Genomic DNA, 26,916 nt, shown 5'->3' with positions numbered 1-26,916 from the left:
AGATAACGCCAGGGCTCGATTGAGAGTCTTGGCGTTATGATGGATTATATTGCGGTAAAGGGTGTATCAGTGATCACCCATCGGTTGGTTCAATTCAATCAGCACGCCGTCACAGCTCTTAGGGTGAATAAAGATCACCTTGCTGTTGTGGGCGCCCATACTGGGAGCCTCTGAGAGGAATTGATAACCCTTTTCTTTTAAGCGCTCTACGTCGGCTTCGATATCGTCACTGCGGAAGCACAGGTGATGCAGGCCGCCGCCTTTTTTCTCCAGATAACCGGCAATAGGGCCTTCACCGTTCAGCGGGTGAACCAGCTCAATGCTGGTTTCCGGTAGAGGGAAAAAGGCAGTGCTGGTTTTGGCTGATTCGACATCTTCCTGACCTTTATATGGAAGACCGAAGTCTTCCATAAAACGCTTAATGGCTTTTTCCAGATCGGGAACCGCAATGGCAATGTGATCTAATGCAACGATCATATTTGTGTCCTCTTAGGCTTCAGCCAGTTCGGCGGTTTTGGTTGCAGCTGCAGCTGGCAAGGCGCTTAAGAACTTATCGGTAGACGCCTGACGACGTGCTGCGATTTCCTCGGCGCTTTCCTCAACGATTTTTTCGTCCGGAGTGATCTTAAACAGTGGCTGACCTTTCTTGATAATGGTGCCATCGTTTTCAATCAGGATCTCATCGATGGTGCCGGAGAAAGGCGCGTTAACCTTGTTGAACATCTTCATCACTTCGATGATGTAAAGCGGCTGTCCGGCGTCGAAATGGGTACCCACTTCAACAAACGGAGGCATGCCAGGTGCTTCACAGGAGTAGAACATACCGCCGGTAGGCGCCAGAATCTCATCGGACTTGGCCACAGGAGGTGGTACCAGAACCTTGGCCATGGCTTTTTGCAGCTCGTCTTCGGTCAGGTTGTCTGGAATATGAATGCTCAGATCATCATTTACTTTAAGATCGAAGAAGTTAGTGGCTTCAGCAATAAACGGCAGAATGCTCAGGATTTCGCTGCCCGCCTGGTAGCCGGCGTGGGCAGCTTGTGCAGCGGCCCATTGCTCGGCATCGATACCGGCTGGCGCACTACCGGCCAGAGCGGCTTCGATAGCTGCGTAATCTTCGGTGCCCAGTTTAGCGCTCAAGGCGTCATAGAAAGCAACAGCTTGGCTGAGGATTTCATTATCGTGATCCCAGATCATGGACGCGGCAGGCTTGCTGTCACAGTAGTCCATGTTCAGGAAGTGATAGGTGTCAGCCAGAATGCGAACCGGGTTGGCATTCCAGGTTACCTTGCCGCCTTTGATGGCAAAGTTGTTTTGATTGATGGACAGCCAGCCTGCCAGCATATGAGGCTCGGCCAATAGCATTTCCAGAGGGCGAGTCAGCAAGATTTGCTTACGCTCCAGAACGTTTTTCAGTGCTGTTTTAGCCTCTTTGTCACCAGCTGCATTGATTGCATTTTGGCAAACCTGTTTGTAGGCGTAGGCCAGATCCATGCTGTTAGCTTCTTGTTTCAGCAGGCCGACAGCGGTCAGGTAAGGAACAATAAAGCGCGTGGTTGGGCGGGCATTAATGTTGTTGCCCAGGAACCAGTTAACCAGGCCGTAATGGAATTCCAGGTTGGTCGCCAGATCTTTACCGCGCAGTTCGGTAACACGCAGAACCTCTGCCATTTGTTCGTAGGTTTTGGTACGGTCAGCGCCAATGGTCAGCAGCAGGGCGATATTGGAGTCGTAAGCACCGGCCAGGTGATACTTCATGAAAACATCGGTATCAGGGTTGTGCATGCTGATGCCCTGGTCGTCACGGATCTCACCTTCGATAGGGTCGGACCAGTTTTCGATCACGCCGCCCGCGTGTGGCTGCAGCGCCTGGTTGGTGGCGTTCATACGGGCTTCAACGGAAGCGTTGCTGCGCAGGAAGCGGGTTGGCTTCGGCAGACGCTTACCGTGAGCAGCGATCAGTACCATCACTTCAACCAGAGATTCAACACTGAATGTATCGTTAGCATTGTCCGGGTTGGTAAAGGTCAGGCCGTAGCATAGCTCGGTTACACGGTGTTCAACCTGAATACGGGTATTCATTTCCATGAAGTAGTGGGATTCACCGTCAACGATACACTCAAAGGTACCGAGAGAATCCAGTTTTACCGCTTCACCAAATACAGCACCTTCGTGCTCCATTTTTTCCAGAATGACTAGGTCTTTTTTCAGTTGCTCAGCTTCGCTGGTTTTGCCTGCGGCTTCGGCAACGTCAATGGCCTCTTTCAGCTCTTCTTCGGTAACAGATACTTCCAGCAGTTTTTGCTCGTGCATCTGCAGAGAACAGTCACGACCACCCATGGTCATGCACCATTCGCCGTTACCCACAACCTGGATTTCCTGGTGGCGGGTGGTGTCGATGTTCATTTCGATAAGAACGTTTTTGTTGTCACCAACGCCGTTGGTTTTCAGTTCGATCAAACATTCCAGTACCAGAGAAGGTACACACTCGGCAGCTTTCTCAACTTTATCTTCAAGCGTTGCGCCTTCGTAAGAGTTGGCGGACTGCAAAATACGCTGGCCTTTACCACCGCCACCGGCGATCGCTTTCAGGCGGAAGCGGTTGTTTGGTTTTTCAGCCAGCATGCGCTTGGCTTCAACCTGCAGGGCGGCACCGATATCGGCAGCATCGATAATGTCGATGCCTGCTGCGTAAGACGCGGCCAGTACTGCCAGGGCTTTTTCTTCGTCGTCTTTACAGGCGGCGAAGTCTACGCTCAGGTTGTTGTCAGAGGCACACTTTTCCAGGCCGTCTTTACCGTATTTGGCAAACAGGGCCAAGCTGGTGGCGTTGTTGACACCAGGGGTAACCGATACACCGGTTTCCAGAGCGGTACGCTTGGCCTGGTCTTTCATGCCTGCGGCTTTCTGCGTGAAAGAGCATGGGCCGATAAAGTTCAGGCCAGCTTTTTCCATGCCTTCAACCATTTCGGCATCTTCAGACATAAAACCGTAACCGGCGTAGATAGAGTTGTAACCATTGCTTTTGGCAATGTTAACGATCTGTTGAATACGCTGAGCACGTTCTTCTTTGTCGGCGCCGGTGTAGTCAGGTACACGGTGAACGCGAGATGGGTCTGTCAGCTTACGCAGTTCTGGCGACAGGGCGTTCTGATAAGTGATGCTGTCTTTTTCGGATAGCAGAATGCCGTAGTTGTTGATGCCCATTTCATCAAACACATCCATGGCTTCTTTACGGATTGGGCCACGGCAAATAATCAGCGGGCGCATATGGGTGCAGTCAAAGCTCTTGACCCAATTGCTAACGGCATTACCCAGACGGCGATCTTTGTGGATCAGTGGGTTGTTTAAATAGTTGTCGTTGTGAGTGTTCACGGCTTAAGCCTCTTTAAATTCTTTCCGTTGTTCCTGGCTGTAGCTTTTCACAGTCAGGAAGTTCGCTTTATGTTTTGCGTGCTGGGTTTAGTGGAATTCACGCTGAGGACCGTTGAACGGCTCTGGCGTGTAGTGACCCAGATGGAAGTCCATTTGTTTGCACAGAACTTCACGCAGATCTGAAGGCATAACAATTTGCGAAATTGAACCCAGGCTTAAACCTTCGTTCGGGTTCATCAATTCTTCTTCGTAACGATCTTTCAGTGCACCTTCCTGCTCGGCTTGCCATGCCAGTACATCGGCTTCAGCTTCGCCGGCTTGCAAGCGCTGTTTTACCGTGCCGCGAATTTCTTGCAGCTCTTTTTTGAAAACAAACTCGACACCGGCGGTTCCCATAACGGCTACGCGGGTTGATGGCAGGGCGCATACAAAGTCAGCACCGGTAGGGTAGTTGTTGTAAGAGGCGTAGGCGCCACCGAAGGCGTTACGAACGATAACCAGGAAACGTGGCGTACGAAGATCGATAATGGCATCCAGCATGGCGCGACCGGCTTGTACAATACCACCGTGCTCCTGATCGGTACCAGGACGGAAGCCGGTGGTGTCTTCCATAAAGATAATGGGGATGTTGTACAGGTTACAGAAACGGATAAAGCGGGCGTTTTTGTAAGCTGCATCGATGTCGATCTGGCCGGAATCTACAGCGGAGTTATTCGCAACAAAGCCCACCACATTACCGCCCATACGGCCCAGGGCACATACAGTATTACGGGCACGATCCGGTTGAATTTCCAGGAAGTCACCGTGGTCACACAGTTGCTGGATCATAATGCTGATGTCCAGAGGGGTGTTGAAACCGCTGGGTGAGTTAAAGGCTTTCTTCAGCAGAATATCGATATCCCAGGTTTGACGATCTTTAGGATCGGAAGTTTCTTGGAATGGAGCCAGCTCAGCGTTGTTGCTTGGCAGGTAGTTGAGCAGCTCTTTGACTTTGCGCAGGGCAGATACTTCATCTGGGACAACAAAGTCGGTAACACCGGTGCTGCTGTGTACGCCTGGGCCACCCAGCTCATCGGCAGTTACATCTTCACCCAGTACAGACTTAACAACGCCTGGGCCGGTCAGTCCGAAGAAGGTTTCGTTAGGCTGAATCAGGAAAGAACCCTGACGTGGCAGGTAGGAACCACCACCGGCGTTAAAGCCGAACATGCACATAATAGAAGGTACAACACCGGAGATCTTGCGCAGTGCGGTAAAGGCCTCGGCGTAACCGTCCAGACCGCCCACACCGGCAGGTACGAAAGCGCCGGCTGAGTCGTTCATGCCCACCAGCGGGATTTTACGTTTGCCAGCCAGTTCAAACAGGCGGGCCAGCTTGCCGCCGTTGGTAGCATCCATGGAGCCGGCGCGAACAGTAAAGTCGTGGCCGTAAACGGCAACATCGCGACCGTTGATTTTAACAATGGCGGTTACCAGGGAGGCACCATCAAGGTTTTTACCCCAGTTTTGGAACAGAACCTGTGGATCTTCATCAGTTAGAACGCTCAGACGCTCCCAGATGGTCATACGCTTCTTGGCGTGTTGACGCTCGATACTGCGTACACCTGCGGCTTTCTTAGGGCGTTGAATCAGCTCATAGCCTTTTTTCAGGGTTTCTTCGTGCAGACCAGGGTCATAGGAGGCTTGACCTGGGACACTGAACTCGACTTCTTTGGTTTCGTCAAAAGGGTTGACGAGTGATGCCTGAGGCTTGGTTGCTTTGGTCATCTTTCTGAGGTTCCAGCTTTTAATGGTTGTTATCGAGGCTGTTTTTGTTGACAGACCCCTTTGTTCGTCATATCGCTCAAGAGAAAGTTACTTAAGGATAGACCTTAATCCGAGGCCATCAATGATAATAATCTGTGTCTATATTGTGAATACGTATCTTGGCGGGTCAGACTTCGTTTTAAACTTATAACCTATTGATAAATAAGTATAATACGTATTTATTGTATCGATTTTTTCACGAAAAAAGTAATCTTTAATAGACATAAACGCTCTTGTCATGGATAAATTCATCAAGGAAAAGTCACATAAGCGCTTATTTAGGCGCTATGTTAGTGAGAGGTTGGTTACGGCCTGCGATATCGTGACTTGTCGACCATACTTTTAGTACCCATCAGACGCGTTACATAAGTACAGGGCTTGTTTATGGAAATGAAGCTGTACAACTACTATCGCTCATCTGCTTCTTATCGAGTCCGCATTGCGCTGGCCTTAAAGGGGGTCGAGTACGATTACTTGCCGGTACATTTATTAAACAGTGGCGGGGAGCAATTCCAAATAGACTACCGAAGTCTTAATCCCCAGAGTCTGGTGCCTACGTTAGTGGTAGGTGAGCATGCTATATATCAATCTTTGGCGATTATCGAATATCTGGAAGAGACGATAGCCTCTCCGCCTTTGTTGCCGGATGACGCTGTAGCCAGGGCGAATGTAAGAGCGTTTGCTCTCCATTTAGGGTGTGATGTCCAGCCTTTGGTTAATCTACGTGTGCAGAAATATTTAAAGGAGCATGTCGGGGCTGGTCAGGCACATGTGAGTCAGTGGTTAAGCCACTGGATGAGTTTGGGATTAAAGAGTTTGGAAAAGCAGTTGGACAAATTACCGGCAAACGATTTTTGTTTTGGTGATACACCGGGTTTGGCGGATATATTTTTAATACCGCAAATATTTAGCGCCAAACGTTTTAATGTTGAGATTACTCCGTACCACCGGTTGTCCAGTATTTATGAACATTGTTTGCAGCACGAAGCATTTAAAAAGGCTGCACCAGAAGTGCAGCCCGATAGTGAGAGGTGAACGTAGTTTTAATGTAGGCGCTGACGATCGCCGTCCAGTCCTTGCCAAAATGCATAAACTCCGTCGAGCATTTCATTGGCCTTGTCGATAAACAGGTCTTCATCGACTTCGTGGGTAAAGTAATATTCTTCCAATTCCTCTTTGGTATGGCGAGCATGGTTGTCTTCCAGGCGGTCATGCCATGTGAAGAAGGTTAGTGGTAGTTCTAGTTTTTTATTGTCGCGGTAGTGGGTTAGACCGTTGATCAGCTCTTTCCAAAAACCGGCGGCGGCCCAGTGCTCTACAGCAAAGGAGGCGGCCTCAGAGGTGGCATAATCGCTTGAACCATAGAGTCTGATAAGTTCATCGCAGAAGAATAGGGTGGAAGGGGTGCCGTGTTCCCTGCGGCCCAGATCCTCAAATTTTAACGACAGGCGTTCGCCGAGGCGTGCCAACAGCTCGAAGTGGGCCGAGCGAAAATGAAAGGTGCCGCCCTCAATGCTGCCCGTAATGTCGCCAAGGCCTGAGGCACTATCGTTGTCGAGGGAGTTCTGTTTGTCGTTAAAGAGTACGCCTATTTCATTGGCTAGAATCTCTTTTGATGAACGCATGGCTTCTATTGTATGTGCGTTGATCATTTTTTGTAGCTGCGCGATTAAAAACTGATTCGAGAAAACCGAGAATTGAATGATAAAGTGTCGGACATCCGCATCGGTTAACTTGGCTTCTTTAAACCAGCGGGTGTAGTTGTTATGGATAATAACGTCATGATTCAGAAGCTCACTTTCGATACGGCGATAGAACTGCTTAAAGCTTTCTGCCTTGTCTAGATCGAAGTCGCCATCGTAGAGGTGCTTAAGAGTTTTTTCGCCGAATTCCTCAAGGTTGTGGCGTCCGGCAAATCGCATCATGACTTCGGAGTATTGCATGGCTAGCCTCCGTTCAGATGTGCTGTTCTGTTACCTTTATCCTAGCCCATCAAAACATCATTTCCAGTCGTTTGGTGTGTAAAAGCTGACTAAATGGTCTTTCGTTATGTGCGGGAGCTGGTAATAGGAAAAAGTTATTAGCGCTTATCTTGAAAGGACTAATAAATGCCAAAGGCTAGCCCGCAGGCCATGGTTAGCCCCATTTCTCCAGCTTTTTCCAGGTGCTCCTGATTGATTTCTCCATGGGCAATATAGGGTTCTAAAACCTTCTTCATAGGATAGCCCGAAAGAATGCGGTCGCATTCACGCACTGCGCCAGTGCCATCGTTGCCGGCGGAGATAAGTAAGCTGTAGGGGCGGTTGAGGTGATAGGGTTCAGCTGGGTAGAAGGTGCGATCGAAAAAGTCCTTGATGGCGCCGCTCATATAGCCGAAGTTTTCTGGCGTACATATAATTATGCCGTCGCACCAAAGGAGGTCGTCCAGTTTAGCATCGAAGGCTTTGTGTAAGCGGGTCTCTGTACCTTCTTCTTGCAGCGCTTGTTCATAGGCTGCGCGAGCAAGTTGCTCCGTGTTACCGGTTTGGGTATGGTAGATGATCAGTAGGTGCTTCATGATTCGCTGGGCTTGAGCTCTTAAATTGAAGCCTACTGGGTTTTGCTCGGAATTACAAAACTCTGTTGTTAGCACCAAAACTGTATTCAAGGATGAATCATGGTTTACCTGCTTGCCCTCGCATTTGGTCTTTTATCTGCCAGTTATTCTCCCGCTCTCCCAACTGATAATCAGTGGTTTTGGCTGCTGCTTATAGCGCTTTTTCTCAGTGGCGTGTTTTTGTTGTTATCAAAAATACGGCTGGCACGTTTAGGTCGGTCACAGCCTTTGTTGTGGCGGCTAACCTTATTTGCATTGCTGTTTGTATTGGGTTGTTGTTGGTCATGGCGTTATGGGGCCCGTCTGGTTGATGGTCAGTTGGCAGAATCTCTGGCGGGCAAGGATATGCTAGTGCATGGTCGAGTTGTCGGCTTGCCAACGGAGGATGATCAACGGGTGCGTTTCTTTTTTGATGTAGAGCGCGCTTTTATGAATGGGAATGCGCTATCAAGCGAATTGCTTCCCAAGCGTTTGCGCTTGAGTTGGTACCAGGCTTCGTTCGGGAGTGCTCAAACTTCCAGGTCTTCAGCGATTTCTGTGCTTCCAGGTGAGTATTGGCAGCTTGTCGTTCGGTTGAAACCACCCAGAGGGTTGGTGAATCCCGGAGGGTTTGATTATCAGCGCTGGCTACTGGCAAGAGGTGTCAATGCCGGAGGTTACGTTCGGGGCAGTCCGTTAAATCGTTTACAGTCCGGTGGCAGTCGGTTATCGATAGATCATTGGCGCTATCACATCAGACAGAGGATTCTAGCATTGCCGGACTCGGCTGCTCGACCCCTGTTAATTGCGTTGGCACTTGGAGATAAGAGTGGAGTTGATCCGCTAACCTGGAAACTGTTGCAGGACTCCGGCACGGTGCATTTGTTAGCAATTTCAGGATTGCATATAGGTTTGATTGCCGGGGCTGGTTATCTGATGGTCGGTTTGTTGGCTCGCTTGTTGAGTTTGCGATTTCCTTATTTTGTATTTTTTCAGCGCTGGTCCCTTGTGGGTTCAGTTGTATGCGGTTGTTTTTACGCCGCTATGGCTGGATTTACCTTGCCAACACAGCGAGCGATGATCATGTTAGTTGTCGCTGCAGTTATCGTCTGGCAGGGTCGCTATCAAGCTGTATGGTTTGGTTGGTTGCTGGCACTTTGCCTGTGTTTGTTACTGGACCCTCTGGCAGGATTTGATACGGGTTTCTGGTTGTCATTTTTGGCTGTGGCGGCCTTGTTGCTCGCAATGCGGCGTAACTTTATGACCGCCAAGCTATTTCAGTTTATTAAGGCTCAATGGGTCGTTTTTGTGGGTCTATTGCTTCCGCTTATGCTCTTGGGGTTGCCTGTCTCGTTACTGGCTCCTGGCATTAATTTTTTCGCCATTATTTGGGTAGGCATGTTTGTGGTGCCTGTATTGCTTCTTGGTGTTGTGCTTTTCATGGTTGCCCCCAGTGTTGCTGAGGTGGTGTGGAGTGCAACCGCAGGAATGGTTGAGTGGTTTTTGCTGGCGGTAAATTGGCTGGTTATTTCTACTGATAACCTGCCATTTATCTATAAATTTTCCGGTGAGCTTGGATTCCTTAATATTGTGCTGATGGGCACAGCATGTTTGCTTCTGTTGTTACCAGGTCTGAGGTTTCGCTGGTTGTTATTGATAGCGTTTATTCCTTTGCTGTTACCTCAACTGCGTCAGCAGCCTGCGTTGCGATTGACGTTTTTGGATGTAGGGCAGGGTGTGGCCGTACTTGTTGAGGTCGGAGGTCGGCGGCTGTTGTATGACACAGGCCCCGTGTGGGGGAAACCCTACTCACAAAAGCTGCCATCAGCTGACAGAAAGTCTTTAGCTCTATTTAGCCGTAGTGCTGCCAACTCTGTCGTTCTGCCCTATATAGATTTTCGAGGTGTAGACTATCTCGATAAAGTTATCATCAGTCATGGTGATAGTGATCATCAAGGGGGCGCAGAAACTGTATTTGCTTCTATGAATACCGGGTTGTGGTTGGCCGGTGAATTAGAGCGCTTGCCAGAGTCGATAAGTGCAGAAAGTTGTCATGGCAAGTCGTGGGGCTGGGAGGGGGTGGATTTTAAGATTTTACCTCTTCCAGTTGCCTCGGCCGGCGACGAATTTAAGGCGAATGATTATTCTTGTGTGCTGAGTATTAGAGGTTATGGTCAGCATATTCTCTTACCCGGTGACATAGAGTCTAGCCGGGAGGCCGATGTGGTTGGTCGTATAGCGGGACCGGTAGATATCCTATTATCGCCGCATCATGGCAGTTTGACCTCGTCCAGCATGTTTTTTGTTCAGGCTCTAAAGCCTGATCAGGTGGTTGTTAGTGCTGGTTATCGAAACCGCTACGGTCACCCCCATTCAAGAGTGTTGGGCCGTTATCGGTCAATTGGCGCTCAAATTTTAAACACTTTCGAGATGGGGGCAATTACTGTGACAGTGAGTCGGGATGGGGTTGTTGCCACCCAGACTGCACGTGAGCAGATTGCTCGCTATTGGTATCGCCAGCATTGAGTTGATGAGTTGTGAGAATCCTCAACAAAAATAACCGCTTACGGGCACTTTTATGTGGTAAAGTTGAGCCCTTACTGCTGACTATTGTGGTCTTTATAATTATTCCTATAAATAACCATAACTGGAGAAGGATGTGTTAGAAGTTGTCTCTGCAGGCGGATGGCTGATGCTGCCGATCATTCTGTGTTCCATTGCCGTTATCGCCATCAGTGTTGAGCGCTATTGGACGCTAAATCCCACCAAAATCGCCCCCAAACATCTTCTGGCTCAGGTCTGGGGTTGGATTAAAAATAACCAACTGGATGGTGCCAAACTGAAAGAGCTCAAGCAGTCCTCTGAATTGGGTCGAGTGCTGGCGGCGGGTTTAAGTAATTCTCGCCATGGCCGCGAGGTAATGAAGGACAGTATTCAAGAGGCAGCCAATCAGGTTATTCACGATATGGAGCGTTATGTCGGCGCTTTAGGGACCATTGCCGCTATTGCACCTCTATTAGGGCTCCTGGGCACGGTATTGGGCATGATTAAGGTGTTTACCGCCATTATGTTGCAGGGCACAGGCAATGCAGGTGTATTGGCAGGCGGAATTTCTGAAGCGCTGGTGACGACGGCTGCGGGTCTTTGTGTCGCGATCCCGGCGATGATGGCACACCGTTATTTTGTTCGTCGTGTTGATGCCTTGGTGGTCAATATGGAGCAGGAGGCTGTGAAGCTGGTGGATGCTTTGCACAGTGATCGCCGCGTAGATGTTAAAACCTCCTAAGCGACGGGTGAAATACTGTGAAATTTCGACGTCAAAGCCAAGTAGAGGATAGCATCAATCTGACACCCCTTATTGATGTGGTGTTTCTGCTGCTGATTTTCTTTATGGTATCAACCACGTTTACCAAAGAGACGCATCTCAGTGTCGACCTGCCGGAAGCTGAGGGCGCTCCTAGCGCTGAAATCGCTGAAACCATCGAGATACTGATTAATGCTGATGGCAGTTATGCTGTTAATGGCCAGAACCTGGTAAACAAGAAGTCAACAACCCTGTCCAGTGCATTGGAGAAGACTGCTGGCGGGAATTTCGCTATGCCGTTAATTATTACGGCCGATGCCAAAACGCCACATCAGTCCGTGGTGACCGCTATGGATGTTGCCGGCCAGCTCGGATTTGTAAAGCTAAGCATCACCACGCGCAATCCTCAGCCTGAGACATAATTTATGTCGCAACAATTTTGGTCTGATGCCTGGTACCAAGGTCGCTGGTGGTTAGTGTTACTGTTACCACTGAGCGGCTTGTTTGGTTTTATAGCCCGGCTTAGAAGACGAAAGTTGCAGGGCGATGTGCAGGCATATACTGCGCCGGTAGTGGTGGTTGGCAATATCAGTCTCGGTGGTACAGGTAAAACGCCACTTCTTATTTCCCTTGTAAACGCAATGCGTGAGCGTGGTTTTCGACCCGGTGTGGTCAGTCGGGGGTATGGTGGCCGAGCTTCACAATATCCCTATCTAGTCACTGTCGACAGCGAGCCTGCCCAGAGTGGAGATGAGCCGCTTCTTATTGCTTTGGAGGCAGGTTGTCCGGTGGTTGTAGATCCCAATCGAGATAGTGCTGTTAAGTACCTGTTGGATAATTTTGATTGTGATCTGGTGTTGAGTGATGATGGGTTGCAGCATTACGCATTACACCGGGATTTTGAAATTTGTGTGGTAGATGGTCAGCGTGGCTTAGGCAATGGTCGCTGCTTGCCAGCAGGGCCTCTGCGTGAATCTCCAGAGCGTTTGAGTGAAGTTGATTGGGTCGTGGTAAATGGCGAGCTTGAACAGTCTTTACCGCTCGGCGTTGCGTCAGAATGCCTCTATACAATGACTGTTCAACCCTCCGAGTGGCGAGAGCTCTCGACGGGATCGCGAATAGTAGCGGCAAAAGCCTTACCCGCTGAATTTGTTGCGCCACTTAATGCCGTTTCCGGTATTGGTAATCCTTCACGTTTTTTTAACACCTTATCGAGCTTGGGTGTTGAGGCTGGCCAATATGTGTTTCCGGATCATCATGCCTACACCGAAGATGATCTTGCGTTTGCAGAGCAGGGCACTCTGCTGATGACAACCAAAGATGCTGTTAAATGCCGCAAGTTTGTTAAACCAAACTGGTGGAGTCTGTCGGTAACAGCACAATTGCCCGACGTTTTTTATGATCAAATTGCTGAGTCTGTTCGCGCTCGTGCAGCAGACCTTATTGCGTCCAAAGGTTAAAGATGAAATATACAGTTGTGATTCCTGCCCGTTATGCATCGAGTCGTTTGCCTGCCAAGCCGCTAAAAGATATCGCTGGCAAGAGCATGATTGAGAGGGTGTATTTGCAGGCACAGAAGAGCCAGGCAGAGCGTATTGTTATTGCAACTGACGATGAACGAATAGAGTCGACAGTAAAAGCGTTTGGTGGTGAGGTGTGTATGACCTCTGTCGATCACAATTCCGGCACTGATCGTTTACAGGAGGTGGCTGCAAAGTTGGGGTTGGGTGAAGACGACATTGTAGTTAATGTTCAAGGGGATGAACCTTTGATTCCGCCAGCAGTGATTGACCAGGTGGCTGAAAATCTGGCTAATGCTACAGAGGCTTCTGTTTCTACATTGTGTGAGCCTATTGCGTCTGCCGAAGATTTCCTGAACCCGAATATCGTCAAGGTTGTTACCGATAAAGATGGCTATGCGCTCTATTTTAGTCGCGGTGCTATCCCCTGGCCAAGAGATGAGTTTGCCGCTTCACAGCAAGCACTGCCTAAAACAGATTTGTTTAATCGCCATATCGGTATCTATGGTTATCGGGTTAGTTTGTTAAACGATTTTGTCACCTGGCCCATGGCGCCAATTGAGTCGTTGGAGTGCTTGGAACAGTTACGAGTTATGTGGCAGGGCAGAAGGATTCATGTTGCCGAAGCTGTGCAAGCAGTTCCAGGTGGGGTGGATACGCCTGAGGATCTGGAAAGAATTCGCGCGTTGTTTGGTTAGTGTTTAGGTAGCTGCTGTTATGTCGCAAGTGTCGGTGTTGTTTGTCTGTTTGGGAAATATTTGTCGCTCCCCAACGGCCCATGGTGTATTTATGCATCAGGTGGCTAAAGCGGGTCTTGGGGACTTGGTAACAATTGATTCTGCCGGCACCAGTGATTGGCATATTGGTAAATCACCGGATCATCGCACCACGGCTTGCGCACTTAATCGAGGTTATGATCTATCCATACTATCGGCCCGCCAAGTAATTCCTGCGGACTTTAAGCGCTTTGATTATATTCTGGCAATGGATAATGAGAATCTTGCCCATCTGCAGCGTATGCGTCCCAATACGTATGCTGGCACTTTAGGCCTGTTCCTCGATTTTGCTGAAGACAGTGATTACCGAGAGGTACCTGATCCTTATTATGGTGGTGCACAGGGGTTTGAGCTGGTGTTGGATTTAATTGAATCTGCAGGCCAGGGCTTGTTGCAGCGTATTCAGGCACAGCTGCTTTAGTGGTGCATTGGTGATGTTAAATATTATACCTAATCTAGAACTGCAGCCTTTAAATACCATGGCTATTCCTGCCTTGGCCCGTTATGGCGTGAAAGTACATTCGCTTGATGAGTTGGGTGCCGCTTTAAGCTGGCGCCGTGAAAAGCAGCTTGAGGACGATGTTGATATTCCTCTATTGGTCATTGGGGGCGGTAGTAATATTATCCTGCGTGGTGATTTTCCTGGCTTGTTGGTACAGGTGGATTTGCAGGGTAAAGAGGAAATTAAAGAAACTGCCGAGCACATCTGGCTCAAGGTCGGGGCCGGTGAGAATTGGCATAGCCTGGTCGAATATAGTTTGAGTTTTCACTACTGGGGCCTGGAGAACCTGGCTTTGATACCGGGGTGTGTGGGGGCCGCTCCGATTCAAAATATTGGTGCTTACGGAGTTGAATTAAAAGATGTTTTTGCTGAGCTTACCGCTGTTGATATTCAAAGTGGTGTGGAGGTCGTGTTTGAGCGTGAGGCCTGTGAGTTTGGTTACCGTGATAGCGTGTTCAAGCAGCGTTTAAAAGATCGCTACATTATCACCAGTGTTACCTTGAAATTGTCGAAAAACCCAACTCAGTATATTGAGTATCCCGCGCTCGCATCGGCGTTGTCTGATTGCGAAAATATAACCCCTGAAGCAGTATTTGAAGCGGTGTGTCGCGTTAGGCGCAGTAAGCTTCCAGATCCGGCACTGACCCCCAATACCGGTAGTTTCTTTAAAAACCCCATTGTCGATAGTACAACCTACCAGCGTTTGCATAATGAATATGCAAATATGCCAGCTTATGTTGTAGATCAGCAAACGGTCAAACTGGCTGCGGGCTGGCTGATTGATAAGGCTGGTTGGCGCGGCAAGGAGCTTGAAGGAATTGTGGTGCACAAGGATCAGGCGTTGGTGTTAACCAATCCTAAACGTTTGCCTGGGAGCGCTGTGTTGGCGGCAGCTGAACAGATCGCGTCTGATGTAAAGGCAAAGTTCGGTGTGCAGCTGGAAATGGAACCTCGTGTTTATGGTAATGCCTAAGGTTGGGCTTCATTAAACAGGTGTCATCAGTTTATGCAGGATGATCTATTTGCGGGTACCGAGCACAGCAAAACTGCAACCTGGTCTGAGCAGATCGATTTGGTGGATGGTGATGTCAGCCTGTTTCATCATTGGTTGAGCCCCGCCGAAGCCGAGCAGCTTATGGTCTCGCTTACCTCCGAGCTTCGCTGGGAGCAGTCAACGATCAGTATGTATGGGCAAGCTGTCAAAATTCCCCGCTTAAATGCCTGGTACGGCGATCCGAATGCTCGTTATCAATATTCAGGGGCCTTGTTTGACCCTTTGCCGTGGACAGATAGCCTCAAAGAGCTTAAGCGTCGTGTTGAGATTGAGCTTGGCGAGCAGTTCAACAGTGTACTGGCTAATTTATACCGTAACGGCAGCGATAGTGTGTCTTGGCATAGTGATAATGAACCGGAATTGGGCCGTAACCCGGTTATAGCATCTCTCAGCTTGGGGCAAAGTCGGCATTTTCTCCTCAAACACCGTAAAGACAGGGATTTAGGCACGATCAAGCTCATGCTATCTGCCGGTGATTTACTGCTGATGAAGGGGGCGACCCAGCATCATTGGCTACATTCCGTCCCTAAGGTCTCAAAAACCATAGGTCCGCGTATCAACCTGACGTTCCGCAGGGTCACAGATTTGTAGGGGGCGTGTTCTGTAGGGCAGGGCTGACAAATAACGGCGCATAAATGACTGAAGTGGCGCATTTGGCCACATTGGTGATGAATAGTGCGCCATATCGACTAGGCAATCTTTTCGGCAGATGATAAATTTGCCGCAGGACAGCAATACTAATCGCCACGCCGTCATAATATTGTTGCTATGCTGAGAGAAGCGGCTTTTTATGACAATTTGAAGGCGTAAAGGCGCAGGACAAAACAAGAATATACCCAAATAGCGCTAGATGGCCTGTTTGGTAGAGTCCTTAGGGGAATAACCTTGACTAAGATTCTGGTGGTTGATGACCACGAGCTGGTACGTATGGGCATTGTTCGCATGTTGGATGATGTTCCCGAAATCGAAGTAGTTGGTCAGGCGAGCAGTGGTGAAGAAGCTGTTACCTTAACCCGTCAATTGCAGCCTGATGTGGTATTGATGGATGTTAAGATGCCTGGTATTGGTGGTATCGAGGCCACTAAAAAGCTACTCAATATCAACGAGCAGATCAAAATTATTGCCGTCACGGCCTGTGATGATGACCTGTTCCCCACGCGGTTGTTGCAAGCTGGTGCTGTTGGTTATGTAACCAAGGGGGCCGATCTGCAAGAGATGCTCAAAGCCATTCGTACTGTTCGCTCTGGTGACCTTTATATGAGTAGCAGTGTGGCGCAACAGTTGGCGTTGAAAAACTTTGGCGGCAAGAAAACCAGCAGTTCACCGTTTGAAAAGCTGTCAGAGCGCGAATTGCAAACTGCCTTGTTGATCGCCAATGGCAAAAAAGCGCAGGAGATTGCGGATACCTTCTGTGTTAGCCCCAAGACGGTAAATTCTTACCGTTACCGTATTTTCGATAAGTTAAAAATCAATAGTGATGTCGAGTTGACCTTGTTGGCTGTCAAGCACAACGTCCTTGATGTTGAATCCGTCGTCTGACGGATTTATTGGTTTTCGTTCTCGATAACCTGGATTTTCCCGACCATAGCAGTGGTATAATTTACCTTACTGCTATGGTATCTATTTATGACGATTGATTCTCAGGTTGCATCCGGTAGCGCTGCTGATTTTGATGCTAAAACCTTTCTGCAACAGGTAACAACACAAGCTGGCATTTATCAGATGTTTGCCGCTGATGGGGAGATCCTGTATGTCGGCAAGGCGAAGAATCTCAAAAATCGCTTAAGCAGTTACTTTCGCTCCAGCGGCTTGGCTCCCAAAACCCGTGCGCTGGTCAGCAAGATTCATCGCGTTGAAGTAACGGTCACAGATACCGAAACAGAGGCTTTGCTGTTAGAGCAAAACCTGATCAAATCCCAGCGCCCGCCCTATAATATTTTACTCCGCGACGATAAATCCTATCCGTACATTATGGTATCCAGTTCGGATGATTTTCCGCGTATTAGTTTGCACCGTGGCGCAAAACGCAAAAAAGCCGATTATTACGGGCCTTTCCCCAATGTGGGTGCAGTTAAGTCGAGTTTAAATTTCCTGCAAAAAACCTTTTTGATTCGCCAGTGCGAGGACAGTGTTTTTCGCAATCGCTCGCGGCCCTGTTTGCAGTATCAGATTAAACGCTGTACAGCTCCCTGTGTTGGATTAATTTCTGACGTGGATTACCAGGAAGATATTCGACACGCCGCTATGTTCTTGGAGGGCAAGAATGAAGTATTGCTGCAAGAGTTGGCCGATGCGATGGAGGCGGCTTCAGAGCAGTTAGAATTTGAAAAAGCGGCGCTATATCGCGATCAAATTACCGCGTTAAGACGAGTTCAAGCTCAGCAGGTAATTGAAGGCGATCATGCCGATACCGATGTGATTGCCGTAGCGCTAAAGGCGGGTATGGTCTGCGTGCATATTCTGTTTATTCGTCAGGGACGAATACTGGGGAGTCGCAGTTATTATCCCAAGCAGGGGTTGGCTGAAGGTGAGTCAGCAGTGCTAAGTGAGTTTTTGCCGCAGTTTTATTTGCGTGGTGGCGATCGCGAGGTGCCGGGTTCAGTTGTTATCAGTCATGATGCAGAAGGTCTTGGCCTTTTGTCTGAAGCCTTGCAAAAAAGTGTTGGCAGAAAAACTGAATTCCAACACCGTGTCCGTGGACGGCGTGATAAGTGGCTTAAACTTGCACAGGAAGCGGCGACACAAAATCTGTCGGCACAGTTGGCCAATAAACAAACCAGTCAGCAGCGGTTTGAAGCTTTGCAGGAAGCTCTATCTATCGATTCCTTGCCGGAGCGGTTGGAGTGCTTTGATATTAGCCACAGTAGTGGTGAATTGACGGTGGCATCCTGCGTTGTATTTGATGCCAATGGCCCACTGAAAAGTGATTATCGGCGTTTCAATATTGAAGGTATCACGCCGGGGGATGATTATGCGGCAATGGAGCAGGCATTATCTCGTCGCTATACGCGCCTGCAGAAAGGGGAGGGTGTATTGCCCGATGTATTGCTGATTGATGGCGGTAAGGGGCAGTTAAGTACGGCAAAATCCGTGCTTGCGGAGCTGGGTGTGGCCGATGTACTTGTAGTGGGGGTTGCAAAAGGCACAACACGTAAAGCAGGTTTTGAAACGCTAATTTTGCCGGATGCGAATAAAGAGTTGGTATTGGCCTCGGATTCAGCCGCTTTACATCTTATCCAGCATATTCGCGATGAGGCCCACAGGTTCGCGATTACCGGTCACAAACAGCGTCGGGACAAGAAGCGAAGAACATCCAGCCTTGAGGGAATTCCTGGCGTGGGGGCCAAGCGGCGTCGCGAATTGTTAAGGCATTTTGGTGGTATTCAGGAGGTTGGCAAGGCAACTGTTGAAGAATTAACCAAAGTGAATGGAATCAGCAAAAAAGTTGCAGAAGATATTTACAGCGCATTGCACAGCGAGTAGGGTGATTCACCATTGCAGCAATGCAGCTCATGGCAGCAGCCGAGTTAAGAAGCTTACAAGAAGTAAAAAAGCCAAATGACATTAGCCAATCAGTTAACACTGTTCCGTATCGCGTTAATCCCTTTGTTTGTTGTGATTTTCTATCTGCCGTTTAAGTGGAGTTATCCCGTTTCGGCGGTGGTGTTTGCCTTGGCGGCAATTACCGACTGGTTTGATGGTTATGTGGCGCGGAAATACAATCAGTCGACCGCGTTTGGTGCATTTCTGGATCCGGTAGCAGATAAGTTGATGGTGGCGGCGGCGCTGGTGTTATTGGTGGGTGTGCATGCCAATGCCTGGTTTGCCATTCCGGCGGTGATTATTGTGGGCCGTGAGATCGTTATTTCAGCATTACGTGAATGGATGGCGGAGTTAGGGCAGCGAGCCAGTGTGGCGGTTTCCTACATAGGTAAAATCAAAACTACGATGCAGATGGTTGCTATTATTATTCTGTTGGCGTTTAGCCCGGATGCAGCACCTATATGGAATCAGCTGGGTTATCTCACACTTTATATTGCTGCTGGCCTGACGTTGTGGTCCATGGTGCTTTATTTGAAAGCCGCTTGGCCTATCCTCATGGAGAACGGTAAAGAATAATTATCTCATATAGTACTTGACTCACGAGCTGGAATTCCTAGAATACGCCTCGCTTGTGGAGCACTAGCAACCTTTCGGGTCGAAGTCTTACCTGAAAAAATGAAGATAAGTGTAAGAAAACACTAGGTTTTTTTTACTTTATTCGCTAGAATCCCAGCTCGCTCAAACGGCACTCCTAGCCCGCTGAGTTTTTTTAAGGCGCGATAGCAAAGCGGTTATGCACTGGATTGCAAATCCACGTAGCCCGGTTCGACTCCGGGTCGCGCCTCCACTTTCCTCCCGTACTTGTTTTAGTGGTACCGGATGGCACCTTGCCTTGGTGGTGGAATTGGTAGACACAGGAGACTTAAAATCTCCCGCTAGCAATAGCGTGCCGGTTCAAGTCCGGCCCGAGGCACCATTTAAATCAAGGGGTTACGCGAATCTCGCTAATTCCACTCTGGTTAAATTGCTCCATAGTAGACGTATAGTAGACAAGTTGATGTCTACTAAGCTCCTTTGTTTTCGCATTGGGGGTTGTTATGTCTGCTGATCTGTTTCCATCCAGTTTTATTCTTCCGAAAAAGCGCTACCTATCAACCAGCGAGGCGTCCAAATTCTGTGGTCTGCCTTCTCATAAGTTATATGCCTGGGAAGGGCGTTTCCCCATGCTTGAGCCTCAAAGGCGTGGAGGGCGGCGCTATTACCGGCAAGCCGATATTGAGATGATTCTCAAGATAAAGCATCTGGTTGATGTTCATGGTTATACCTTGAGTAGGGCTCGTACAGTGATGATCGAGAACACTTACAAGCCTACGTCTACGATCGGTAAGCGCCTTAAGGCAGAAGAGAAAAGTAGGGTGTCTCGAAAGGGAATGGCTGACCTGGATACAAGCCCGGGCTTTACGTATTTCCAGCTTGCCGAGATATGTCGTGTTGATGAGCGTACGGCTCGTCGTTACATCTCGGAAAAGAAAGCCCCTTATTCAGTTTGCAGGCTCATGGATTTAATCTTTAGAAAGCGTGTTTTGCCTGAATCTTGGTCGTATTGCTTTATTAATCACCGGGACAATATTGAGATTAACGGTGTCGGCGAGGTTGGTGAGAGTGACATTCTCAATATTCGCTGGACCAAGCAGCTGTATGAGTCTCATAAGCGCGCTTTGGAGATAAAGCTCGATAGAGCAAAGGAAAAGATTAAGCGTCTTGAAAAGCACCTAGAAGAGGCTAGAGGTGAGCTCGGTGAACTGCCTGCGGCAAATGAGCCTTGGCAGGAGGATTTGTAATGAAAGATCCTAATTTGTTTCTGGTTAAGCGCCATTTCGAGATACTTCTAGAGGCTTTTCAAGGGGTGGAGGGGCTGGCCTCTCATAGTGACTGTGATTCGGTTTCGGTGGGTAAGGCTATGGTTCCGATCATCTTTCAGGCTGAGGAGCTGCTTAAGGACATAAACACGCTATATCAAAGAGATTGCGAGGTAAGAGCATCCAGGCGTGGTTCGGTTGATCTCGGAAATATCGTTATTTTCCCCCGAGAGGGGATTGATTGAGGGCTAGGGTTATGGGCGCTATGAATATAGAATCTGTTTCTTTTGGGTATAAGGAAGTTTGGGGTGTTCACAAAAGAGGGGGATAAGTGGTTCCATCACTGGCTGGTTAATGGGCAAAGGGATTTTGCACTAATACCTGCTGGAGTGATGCGGGGATTCGACGTGGATCTTCCTGTCAGGCTTCAGAATGGGAATCCCTATAGCTTTGGCTATACCCATATTGAGAAAAGGATGAAGTGGGTTAAAAGCATATCTGAAGGTATTCCAGAGTTGATCTACGCAAAGCTTGGTCAATCTGGTCAGGTGTGGAGCACTGAGCTTGAATCTAAAATTAAGATTGTTATGCATTTGGCCCCTGAGGCGATGCTTGTGCTTACAGAGCAGGATCGAACTAGGCAGGGCGGGGATCGTTATCTTTCTGTTACAACAATATATAACCCAAGAGGATCCGCCCATCTCGATGGTGAGCTAATTGGCCGTTATCAATCGGAGTTCCGTATTTAGGGTGGGGAAATAAAAAAGCCACTCAAATGAGTGGCTTTTTTGGAGCTAGGAGCGGCGTCCGCAGGTCGTTTAACCTGGCAACCTTGGCTTAGTTGCACCACGCTCAGCGCGTCTAGGGTGACTGCGCCTTAGCTTCATGCTCTTACCCATCGAAGGTCACCTCAGGGCGGCACATAGGCTTCTAACAAGCTCCTAAATATTATTAGCGCTGCTAATAAAATAGTCAACCACTGATTAATATTACTCTTTGGTACTTTATAACTCGTTGTTTTGTAAGGGGTTGTGGCTCACTGGGTTAGAGGGGCTATATTTATAAGTTATTAATATGGCTTATGAGGTCGAGTATAAGTTTTGCCGGTTTGGGGTTGTGCAGGCGGGTGGCTGGTGTTCCGGTTACCTGGAACCGGGTAGGAACCGGGTAGGAACCGGGTAGGAACCGGGTAGGAACCGGGTAGGAACCGGGTAGGAACCGGGTAGGAACCGGGTAGGAACCGGGTAGGAACCGGGTAGGAACCGGGTAGGAACCGGGTAGGAACCGGGTAGGAACCGGGTAGGAACCGGGTAGGAACCGGGTAGGAACAGGCTGGAGCCCTTGTTTAACGGGGGTTTAACAGCTGTTTAACTGTTTGTGATTTCCGAAAGCTGATTTCCGAAATTTCCGGAAAATTCCCGGAAATCTTCGGAAAAACAGTTCCCGGGAATCCCCGGGAAATTGCCGGGAATTCCCGGTCTTATACTGCCTCATCCAGAGTGGCTTCTGAAATCTCAATTGCTCGATCTGGTTTGGCTCTGATGATCATGGCCTCAATGAAATCTCCGACAGTGATGATAGAAGAGGTTTCTTCGATATTGACTTCGCGCTCATGAGGCTCATGGTGGCCATGTAGAATCTGCTTGATCTGGAATTGCCTGGCCATCAGAAGCAAGGCTCTCATGCTTTGACGCATGGCGCTGTCAGAATCAAGCCCGCCAAAGAATCCACGCTCTAACTCGGTCTCTTGCAGGGAGGCTATCTCGTCGCTATTTTCGTAATACTCGTCTAACAGCTCCTCAAGGATAAATTCTGCGGTTGCTTCGCTAGAAACTACAAAGCCATCTGCGATGTTTAACGAGTGTTTATCGTTGTTAATCAGCTGTTCAACGGGGGCTTTGGCTTGTTCAGGGGTTGGTTGCCAGCCCTGGGATACATAGTAGGTGCTCAGGGTTTCCAGTAGGTTATCCTCAAGCACTCGCTTGCCGCTCTCAAATTGGGAGAGGTAGGCGCGATTGATCCCAGTCTCTTTGGCCGCTTTGGCTTGAGACAGGTTTAGTGATTGGCGGGCCTCAGAGGCCATGTCAGGAGTCATATACATAACAGTTTCCTTTAAAATTTAATATTTGGTTATTGGGTTCTGCCTCTAACTGAAACTTGAGCGTACAGTTAATGACAGAACTCCAAGTTACGCAGCCTGCGGCTGCTCTGTGTAAAAGCTATTTAGGGCTGACGCCCAATTAGATTGATCTTCTGTTTTGGTTGTTGCCGGCCTGATGGACCATGTTTCAACACGCGTAACAATGGGGTTTAAACCGTTTAACAGGCCTTTTAACAGCTCTGGAAATTCGCCATACCGGTTGTGGGTGGGGCGAACCACCATCATGGGGCGAAGGGGTCTATCCTCTCTTGGGCAAATGGCACCACCCATAAGATCGGTGTAGGTTTCCCAATCCCCTGCATCGGCAGCCTCAATGATCGCTCCCGCCTCCGGCGATAGGGTGACGTCCACCAGGCCTTCACCGATACGGCGAGCTTCGCGCCATACGGTGACGCTAGGGCCGCCGATCTGCTGAAATTGGCGGATTCCCCAGGTGGAGGCCCAGGCTTCAATTCGCATGGCAGACTTAATGGCATCACGGCCATAGAGGTCAGCATCAATAGCAAAGCCATCAATGTTCTTGGCAACGTACTTGGCGCAGTAGCCGGCGGCGCTACCTTTAGTTGGGTCGATGTAGACGATTTTGGAGCGATACTCACTAGCTCCGTACTCGTCGCCATCCTCGCGGAGGGCGTAGTGGTTGAAGACATAACTGGTCTCAATCAGTTGGTTTTCTGGAATGAACAGGATCATGTGCCAGTGTGGCGTCCCGTCGTGGTGTGGTTCGGCCATACGGAAGCCAAACGGGTGAATCTCCCTGCGATCCCATTCGGAGCGAATTTGTGCCCAAATGTCGCACAGGTAGTCGTTGGCTTCGCGGGGTGTGCTGCCGTTGTATTTGGGGTTAGGGTAGGCATAGCGGCTGCCGTTGTTGCGGGAGGCAGCTTTCATTGCGTGATATTTACTTGGCGTAGTCAGTGTGAGGAATAGCCCCATATAGCGAATATGGCTATCGGAAGAGGCTGTAGTGTGGTGGTGTGTTTTCGCGTATTCCTCGAAACCGGCAATGCGAACCATTAACTCGTTACGCCGGTTAATTGGATTAGATGTCGATAAATCAGCCAGCTCGGCTAATGTGTATATCTGACCTTGCGAGTTTTCTGCCTCAAGAGATTCGAGCAGGCGGCGGTTTCTGCGTTTGGCTTCTTGGCGACGCTTTAAGGTGTAATCGCTACAGTAAATGCCACCGGAGAGGCTGACGGCCCCTGTACTTCTGGCAAGCTGCTCATATTGCCTGGAGGCTGTTTTTCGCAGCTGTTTTCGCCACCAGGCAGGGTCGCTAATGCGAGTGAGGGCGGCCACCATATCGCGACTGCTGTATGCTTCTTTGGATAACGGGTATTCGAGACCGGCTGTTTCTACGATGTTTCGTAGATAATCGTTTATCTGGTCTTTTGCTGTCTGGGTCTTTGTGCCGATCAGCTGGTAGGCTTCGTAAATCTGTTTTTCGGTCTTGCGACTCTTGGCTTCGGCATAATCTTTAATTTCTTGGTCGTCGGAATCGCAAAACAAACCGCTTTTACCGATCTTCAGTGCTTTCTCTTGGTTTGATAGCCATTGGTTGGCAGATACATAACCTGATTTGGCGGCAATTCGGGCGTGCTGCTTTTCAAGGTTGTAGCTAATAGCTGGGTGGCGCGTATAAATGCGTGAGCGCCAAGACTGGCACTGTCGAGTGTTGCCCGCGGTGGGTGAGAATTCACCTTGCCCAGCTTGATCCCCAAGCGTCATTGCTCTAACCTTTACTTGCCCAAAAGAAAGACCCAAGCCCCGTTGCTACGCCAATAGCATCGGGGCTTTTTTATGTGTGCGCGGCCTGTTGAACTGTTTGCTCAGAGGTTGAGTTGCGAATGCTTCTCGCTAGAAAGGCGTCTATGTCTTGTTGGCGGTAGCGCACAGTGCGGTGACCCAGTTTCACAAATGGGATGCGAGCATTGGTGCAGCGGTCACGCTCAAGGAATGCTTTTGAAAGACCGATTTGCTCGGCTGCTTGTGTGGTTGTTAGAAGTCTGTGATTCATTGTGATGCTCCTCGATTGCTTGAGGAGCATTGAAGCAGTCGGCGCTATTTTGAGAAACGCCTTCTACATGCAGGTGTAGTCGCTTACCAGTGAGTGTATACATTTACCGGTAAATGTATGTTAGCTGTCTTCCTTTAAGGACTTTTCGTGCTTCCTGAGGGCCGTTAGCAGTGTTCTTGTGCCATTTGCCTCGATTCTACTTGGGGCGAGCTTTGATTGTTCTTCGGGTGATAGGGAGTTGTAATACTTGATGGCGGCAGAGGTTTTGGTGGTTTCTTTATTTTTTAATTTCTCTGACTCGTAAAATTTTATGAAGTTGTCTTTGGTGCCTTTAACTCGAGAGTGTCGTGCGTTAACTGCAATAGTTGCCTTGATGCTTGTTACTATCTTGGCATGTTCGTCAGGGGTGTATTTGCTGAGCGGATTGCCTGATATTTGCTCCGCTATAACTAGTAGGTCTGATGCTATAAACATAAGCTCGAAGGCCCCTTCGGACATTGAGAAGGCGGAATCGGTTAGCTCAGTCTGAAAATTGTCCATTGATCCAATTAGTTTTTCGGTCTCAGGAGTAGTTTTACCTTTGCTATGTTTGAATAGCTCCTGAAGGGATGATTCTTTTGAGTAGCAGCTTTTGACTGCTGAGCATAACTCCATAAAACCTATAGCTGTTCCGACCAGGCTGAGTGAAAGGATACAAAGGATCTCGTGTGGCTGCGGGTTTAGGTTGGCGTATGCGTTCGGCAGCTCGGCGGCGACAATAAGTTTGTATGTGTCTGTTGGAGTTAGTTTGTGCTCAGGCTTTTCTTGGTTGTGCTCCTTAAATATAGAATCAAGGCTATTGGTGATTTCAGATAGCTGAATGAGTTCACCTTCGCCCCTGGAATTGAGCAGCTTTTTTGCCCTCTCTTCTATATCTTCAATTCTTTGTGAGAAGGCGGTGCCTTCATTTTTGGTTCTGTTTTCGATTCTAGAGATGGCGTTCCATGTTTCGTTCATCTAGATTGGCTCTCTTTAAATACGCTCTAAAATAAAATTTTCGATTCTTTGCATTGGGATTCTGATTCTCTCAACGCTTGAGATGATATAGCCTGCTGTGACGTCGTTAGGGTTTCGATGGTTTATCAGTTGCTTCAATGCGTAAGCTGGTATGTCTAAGCTTTCAGCAATAGTGACAAATGTTCTTCGTAGGTCGTGTAGCTTGAACGGTCTGCCGATAGCCTTTCCAATTATTTCTGTTGCGCCTCTGGGGTCGCGTAGGTGCTCCCCTTCATGGAGGGGGCTGGGAAACACCCAGGGGCTCCCATCGGAATATTTCAATCGGTGCTTGAGGAGGTTAATCAGAAAGTCGGTTAAAGGGAGTGTATGTGGGTCTCGGTTTTTTGTGTCAGTAATGGTGAATGTGGCTGCTTTGAAATCAATTTGCTTCCATGTGAGAGAGGCTGCCTCCATTTTCCGTAAGCCGGTAAATAGTAAAAAGTGTAGGTAGTCCCGTGTTACGTCATAGGACAGGGTGAGGGTGGCTTGATACCAGTCATTTAACTCGTGTGCAGCAAGCAGTGTGCGCCTTTTCTCGTTTGTGTACCAAGCACGCGACTGGCTGAGTCGGTCGACAGGGTTGACTGTGAGAATGGGTTCGCCGTTTGTGTACTCATATTTTGCGATTGCGTGATTAAAAATGGCTCTCAGAACGCGCATAGTGTTGTTGGCTCTGGCGGGTGCTTTTTGTCCTAACTCCCGGTGTCGTTGTTCAACCATGTCTTTGGTTATGTCGACTAGGCGTTTGGGTTGCCAGTCGGTCAGGCAGCCATAGATGCACTTTCGGTAATTTTTAAGAGTTCCTTCCTTGAGGTCTTTGCGGGCAGTTAAGTAGTCCTGGAAGGCCAATTCTAGCGTGATGTTTTGGGCTTTTATTGCTTGTTTCTTGGCTGCAGGGTCGTTACCCATCGCGATATCGCCAAGCATTTCTTGAGCTTTGGTTCTTGCCTGGGTGGGGGTTAGGGCTCCGTAGCGGCCAATTGATATGCGCTTAACTCGGCCGTTCACCCGTCGCTCGATAAAAAATGCCTTAGTTCCGCCGCTACCCACTCGGAGGCCGAAGCCGGGTAGGGTGTCATCCCGGTAGAAGGTTTGGGTTGCTTTGCCGGTATCCGTGGGGGATGGCAGGGGGATTCGGTCAATGTATGACTTTGTTAGCTTGGCCACAGGCCTTCCATTCCTTGCTGTTCGTTCCTGGTAGACAGCAGATTAATTTCAGCAAAAAGAAGCTGAAACTAATCTCCCGTCGCCAAATAGTAGACGCATAGTAGACAAAATTATTCAAAATATTGCAAACTACAAATGCTTACCGCAAAGAATGGGGTGAGAATAGTTGTTTATCTCATTGATATAAAAGGGAATTATATGTTTCTGCAAAATATCGAC

General features: G+C 48.8%; 25 protein-coding genes and 2 tRNA genes. 17 read left to right on the top strand and 10 right to left on the bottom strand.

Going from position 1 to position 26,916, the window contains the following annotated elements; genetic code table 11:
- Window positions 1–66: 66 nt before the first annotated feature.
- From mce to ACGHZ6_RS12730, 3 genes are all read right to left on the bottom strand, one after another.
- Window positions 67–477 (bottom strand): methylmalonyl-CoA epimerase, encoded by a 411-nt coding sequence (gene mce / locus ACGHZ6_RS12740; RefSeq protein WP_390614342.1) that lies wholly within the window; start codon window positions 475–477, stop codon window positions 67–69.
- A gap of 12 nt (window positions 478–489) precedes the next feature.
- Window positions 490–3,375, bottom strand: a complete 2,886-nt coding sequence (locus ACGHZ6_RS12735; RefSeq protein ID WP_390614341.1) for a biotin/lipoyl-containing protein — start codon at window positions 3,373–3,375, stop codon at window positions 490–492.
- Window positions 3,376–3,462: 87 nt separating this feature from the next.
- Complete coding sequence (locus tag ACGHZ6_RS12730; protein ID WP_390614340.1) at window positions 3,463–5,142, bottom strand: acyl-CoA carboxylase subunit beta; 1,680 nt, start codon at window positions 5,140–5,142, stop codon at window positions 3,463–3,465.
- A gap of 423 nt (window positions 5,143–5,565) precedes the next feature.
- Between ACGHZ6_RS12730 and maiA the strand changes: the two genes are divergently transcribed.
- Window positions 5,566–6,216 (top strand): maleylacetoacetate isomerase, encoded by a 651-nt coding sequence (gene maiA, locus ACGHZ6_RS12725; protein ID WP_390614339.1) that lies wholly within the window; start codon window positions 5,566–5,568, stop codon window positions 6,214–6,216.
- A gap of 8 nt (window positions 6,217–6,224) precedes the next feature.
- Here maiA and ACGHZ6_RS12720 read toward each other — a convergent pair whose 3' ends face one another.
- Window positions 6,225–7,124: a hypothetical protein gene (locus ACGHZ6_RS12720; RefSeq protein ID WP_390614338.1), complete on the bottom strand. Its 900-nt coding sequence runs from the start codon at window positions 7,122–7,124 to the stop codon at window positions 6,225–6,227.
- A gap of 158 nt (window positions 7,125–7,282) precedes the next feature.
- Window positions 7,283–7,738: a flavodoxin family protein gene (locus ACGHZ6_RS12715; protein WP_390614337.1), complete on the bottom strand. Its 456-nt coding sequence runs from the start codon at window positions 7,736–7,738 to the stop codon at window positions 7,283–7,285.
- Between the two features lie 99 nt (window positions 7,739–7,837).
- Here ACGHZ6_RS12715 and ACGHZ6_RS12710 point away from each other — a divergent pair, with 99 nt between their 5' ends.
- The 16 genes from ACGHZ6_RS12710 to ACGHZ6_RS12635 all read left to right on the top strand — a co-directional run bounded on the left by ACGHZ6_RS12710 (window position 7,838) and on the right by ACGHZ6_RS12635 (window position 21,063).
- The gene (locus ACGHZ6_RS12710) at window positions 7,838–10,282 is read left to right on the top strand and encodes a DNA internalization-related competence protein ComEC/Rec2 (RefSeq protein WP_390614336.1); all 2,445 of its coding nucleotides are present in this window, start codon (window positions 7,838–7,840) and stop codon (window positions 10,280–10,282) included.
- 133 nt (window positions 10,283–10,415) lie between these two features.
- Window positions 10,416–11,042, top strand: coding sequence for a MotA/TolQ/ExbB proton channel family protein (locus tag ACGHZ6_RS12705; protein ID WP_390614335.1), 627 nt, complete (start codon window positions 10,416–10,418; stop codon window positions 11,040–11,042).
- Window positions 11,043–11,059: 17 nt separating this feature from the next.
- Window positions 11,060–11,482, top strand: a complete 423-nt coding sequence (locus ACGHZ6_RS12700) for an ExbD/TolR family protein (protein ID WP_390614334.1) — start codon at window positions 11,060–11,062, stop codon at window positions 11,480–11,482.
- Window positions 11,483–11,485: 3 nt separating this feature from the next.
- Window positions 11,486–12,520, top strand: coding sequence for a tetraacyldisaccharide 4'-kinase (gene lpxK / locus ACGHZ6_RS12695; RefSeq protein WP_390614333.1), 1,035 nt, complete (start codon window positions 11,486–11,488; stop codon window positions 12,518–12,520).
- A gap of 2 nt (window positions 12,521–12,522) precedes the next feature.
- Window positions 12,523–13,278 (top strand): 3-deoxy-manno-octulosonate cytidylyltransferase, encoded by a 756-nt coding sequence (gene kdsB / locus ACGHZ6_RS12690; RefSeq protein ID WP_390614332.1) that lies wholly within the window; start codon window positions 12,523–12,525, stop codon window positions 13,276–13,278.
- A gap of 19 nt (window positions 13,279–13,297) precedes the next feature.
- Window positions 13,298–13,777, top strand: a complete 480-nt coding sequence (locus tag ACGHZ6_RS12685; protein WP_390614331.1) for a low molecular weight protein-tyrosine-phosphatase — start codon at window positions 13,298–13,300, stop codon at window positions 13,775–13,777.
- Between the two features lie 13 nt (window positions 13,778–13,790).
- Window positions 13,791–14,831 carry a UDP-N-acetylmuramate dehydrogenase gene (gene murB, locus ACGHZ6_RS12680; protein WP_390614330.1) on the top strand — a complete coding sequence of 347 codons (1,041 nt, stop codon included), beginning with the start codon at window positions 13,791–13,793 and terminating at the stop codon, window positions 14,829–14,831.
- Between the two features lie 33 nt (window positions 14,832–14,864).
- Complete coding sequence (locus tag ACGHZ6_RS12675) at window positions 14,865–15,503, top strand: alpha-ketoglutarate-dependent dioxygenase AlkB family protein (RefSeq protein ID WP_390614329.1); 639 nt, start codon at window positions 14,865–14,867, stop codon at window positions 15,501–15,503.
- Window positions 15,504–15,797: 294 nt separating this feature from the next.
- Entirely contained in the window at window positions 15,798–16,451 is a 654-nt protein-coding gene (locus tag ACGHZ6_RS12670) for a response regulator (RefSeq protein ID WP_390614328.1), read from the top strand.
- A gap of 87 nt (window positions 16,452–16,538) precedes the next feature.
- The gene (gene uvrC / locus ACGHZ6_RS12665; RefSeq protein WP_390614327.1) at window positions 16,539–18,395 is read left to right on the top strand and encodes an excinuclease ABC subunit UvrC; all 1,857 of its coding nucleotides are present in this window, start codon (window positions 16,539–16,541) and stop codon (window positions 18,393–18,395) included.
- A 75-nt stretch (window positions 18,396–18,470) separates the two neighbouring features.
- On the top strand, window positions 18,471–19,031 hold the full coding sequence (gene pgsA, locus ACGHZ6_RS12660) for a CDP-diacylglycerol--glycerol-3-phosphate 3-phosphatidyltransferase (protein ID WP_390614326.1): 561 nt from the start codon (window positions 18,471–18,473) through the stop codon (window positions 19,029–19,031).
- A gap of 197 nt (window positions 19,032–19,228) precedes the next feature.
- Window positions 19,229–19,302 (top strand) — tRNA-Cys (locus ACGHZ6_RS12655).
- A gap of 42 nt (window positions 19,303–19,344) precedes the next feature.
- A tRNA-Leu gene (locus ACGHZ6_RS12650) sits at window positions 19,345–19,431 on the top strand.
- A gap of 121 nt (window positions 19,432–19,552) precedes the next feature.
- Entirely contained in the window at window positions 19,553–20,296 is a 744-nt protein-coding gene (locus tag ACGHZ6_RS12645; RefSeq protein ID WP_390614325.1) for a MerR family transcriptional regulator, read from the top strand.
- A complete protein-coding gene (locus ACGHZ6_RS12640; RefSeq protein WP_390614324.1) occupies window positions 20,296–20,559 on the top strand; it encodes a hypothetical protein in 264 nt (87 codons plus the stop codon). The genes ACGHZ6_RS12645 and ACGHZ6_RS12640 overlap by 1 nt, the downstream gene beginning before the upstream one ends.
- A 63-nt stretch (window positions 20,560–20,622) precedes the next feature.
- On the top strand, window positions 20,623–21,063 hold the full coding sequence (locus ACGHZ6_RS12635; protein ID WP_390614323.1) for a hypothetical protein: 441 nt from the start codon (window positions 20,623–20,625) through the stop codon (window positions 21,061–21,063).
- A gap of 731 nt (window positions 21,064–21,794) precedes the next feature.
- On the opposite strand, the gene ACGHZ6_RS12630 is transcribed toward ACGHZ6_RS12635, so the two are convergent.
- The 5 genes from ACGHZ6_RS12630 to ACGHZ6_RS12610 all read right to left on the bottom strand — a co-directional run bounded on the left by ACGHZ6_RS12630 (window position 21,795) and on the right by ACGHZ6_RS12610 (window position 26,697).
- The gene (locus ACGHZ6_RS12630) at window positions 21,795–22,415 is read right to left on the bottom strand and encodes a helix-turn-helix domain-containing protein (protein WP_390614322.1); all 621 of its coding nucleotides are present in this window, start codon (window positions 22,413–22,415) and stop codon (window positions 21,795–21,797) included.
- Between the two features lie 87 nt (window positions 22,416–22,502).
- Entirely contained in the window at window positions 22,503–24,206 is a 1,704-nt protein-coding gene (locus tag ACGHZ6_RS12625; RefSeq protein WP_390614321.1) for a replication endonuclease, read from the bottom strand.
- 70 nt (window positions 24,207–24,276) lie between these two features.
- Entirely contained in the window at window positions 24,277–24,495 is a 219-nt protein-coding gene (locus ACGHZ6_RS12620) for a helix-turn-helix transcriptional regulator (protein ID WP_390614320.1), read from the bottom strand.
- Window positions 24,496–24,615: 120 nt separating this feature from the next.
- A complete protein-coding gene (locus ACGHZ6_RS12615) occupies window positions 24,616–25,491 on the bottom strand; it encodes a hypothetical protein (RefSeq protein ID WP_390614319.1) in 876 nt (291 codons plus the stop codon).
- Between the two features lie 15 nt (window positions 25,492–25,506).
- A complete protein-coding gene (locus ACGHZ6_RS12610; RefSeq protein WP_390614318.1) occupies window positions 25,507–26,697 on the bottom strand; it encodes a tyrosine-type recombinase/integrase in 1,191 nt (396 codons plus the stop codon).
- Between the last annotated feature and the right edge of the window lie 219 nt (window positions 26,698–26,916).

Source organism: Maricurvus nonylphenolicus (genome assembly GCF_042854845.1).
Taxonomy (GTDB): domain Bacteria; phylum Pseudomonadota; class Gammaproteobacteria; order Pseudomonadales; family Cellvibrionaceae; genus Maricurvus; species Maricurvus nonylphenolicus.
Note: the sequence above shows the minus strand (reverse complement) of the source record. Positions and strands in the feature narration are given on the sequence as shown.

Excerpts from the sequence above, each read along its gene's own strand:
- ACGHZ6_RS12615 (WP_390614319.1), bottom strand. The coding sequence starts at position 25,491 with ATGAACGAAACATGGAACGCCATCTCTAGAATCGAAAACAGAACCAAA.
- ACGHZ6_RS12630 (WP_390614322.1), bottom strand. The coding sequence starts at position 22,415 with ATGTATATGACTCCTGACATGGCCTCTGAGGCCCGCCAATCACTAAAC.
- maiA (WP_390614339.1), top strand. The coding sequence starts at position 5,566 with ATGGAAATGAAGCTGTACAACTACTATCGCTCATCTGCTTCTTATCGA.
- ACGHZ6_RS12620 (WP_390614320.1), bottom strand. The coding sequence starts at position 24,495 with ATGAATCACAGACTTCTAACAACCACACAAGCAGCCGAGCAAATCGGT.
- lpxK (WP_390614333.1), top strand. The coding sequence starts at position 11,486 with ATGTCGCAACAATTTTGGTCTGATGCCTGGTACCAAGGTCGCTGGTGG.
- ACGHZ6_RS12675 (WP_390614329.1), top strand. The coding sequence starts at position 14,865 with ATGCAGGATGATCTATTTGCGGGTACCGAGCACAGCAAAACTGCAACC.
- murB (WP_390614330.1), top strand. The coding sequence starts at position 13,791 with ATGTTAAATATTATACCTAATCTAGAACTGCAGCCTTTAAATACCATG.
- ACGHZ6_RS12685 (WP_390614331.1), top strand. The coding sequence starts at position 13,298 with ATGTCGCAAGTGTCGGTGTTGTTTGTCTGTTTGGGAAATATTTGTCGC.
- ACGHZ6_RS12730 (WP_390614340.1), bottom strand. The coding sequence starts at position 5,142 with ATGACCAAAGCAACCAAGCCTCAGGCATCACTCGTCAACCCTTTTGAC.
- ACGHZ6_RS12640 (WP_390614324.1), top strand. The coding sequence starts at position 20,296 with ATGAAAGATCCTAATTTGTTTCTGGTTAAGCGCCATTTCGAGATACTT.
- mce (WP_390614342.1), bottom strand. The coding sequence starts at position 477 with ATGATCGTTGCATTAGATCACATTGCCATTGCGGTTCCCGATCTGGAA.
- ACGHZ6_RS12720 (WP_390614338.1), bottom strand. The coding sequence starts at position 7,124 with ATGCAATACTCCGAAGTCATGATGCGATTTGCCGGACGCCACAACCTT.
- ACGHZ6_RS12710 (WP_390614336.1), top strand. The coding sequence starts at position 7,838 with ATGGTTTACCTGCTTGCCCTCGCATTTGGTCTTTTATCTGCCAGTTAT.
- kdsB (WP_390614332.1), top strand. The coding sequence starts at position 12,523 with ATGAAATATACAGTTGTGATTCCTGCCCGTTATGCATCGAGTCGTTTG.
- pgsA (WP_390614326.1), top strand. The coding sequence starts at position 18,471 with ATGACATTAGCCAATCAGTTAACACTGTTCCGTATCGCGTTAATCCCT.
- ACGHZ6_RS12625 (WP_390614321.1), bottom strand. The coding sequence starts at position 24,206 with ATGACGCTTGGGGATCAAGCTGGGCAAGGTGAATTCTCACCCACCGCG.
- uvrC (WP_390614327.1), top strand. The coding sequence starts at position 16,539 with ATGACGATTGATTCTCAGGTTGCATCCGGTAGCGCTGCTGATTTTGAT.
- ACGHZ6_RS12715 (WP_390614337.1), bottom strand. The coding sequence starts at position 7,738 with ATGAAGCACCTACTGATCATCTACCATACCCAAACCGGTAACACGGAG.
- ACGHZ6_RS12645 (WP_390614325.1), top strand. The coding sequence starts at position 19,553 with ATGTCTGCTGATCTGTTTCCATCCAGTTTTATTCTTCCGAAAAAGCGC.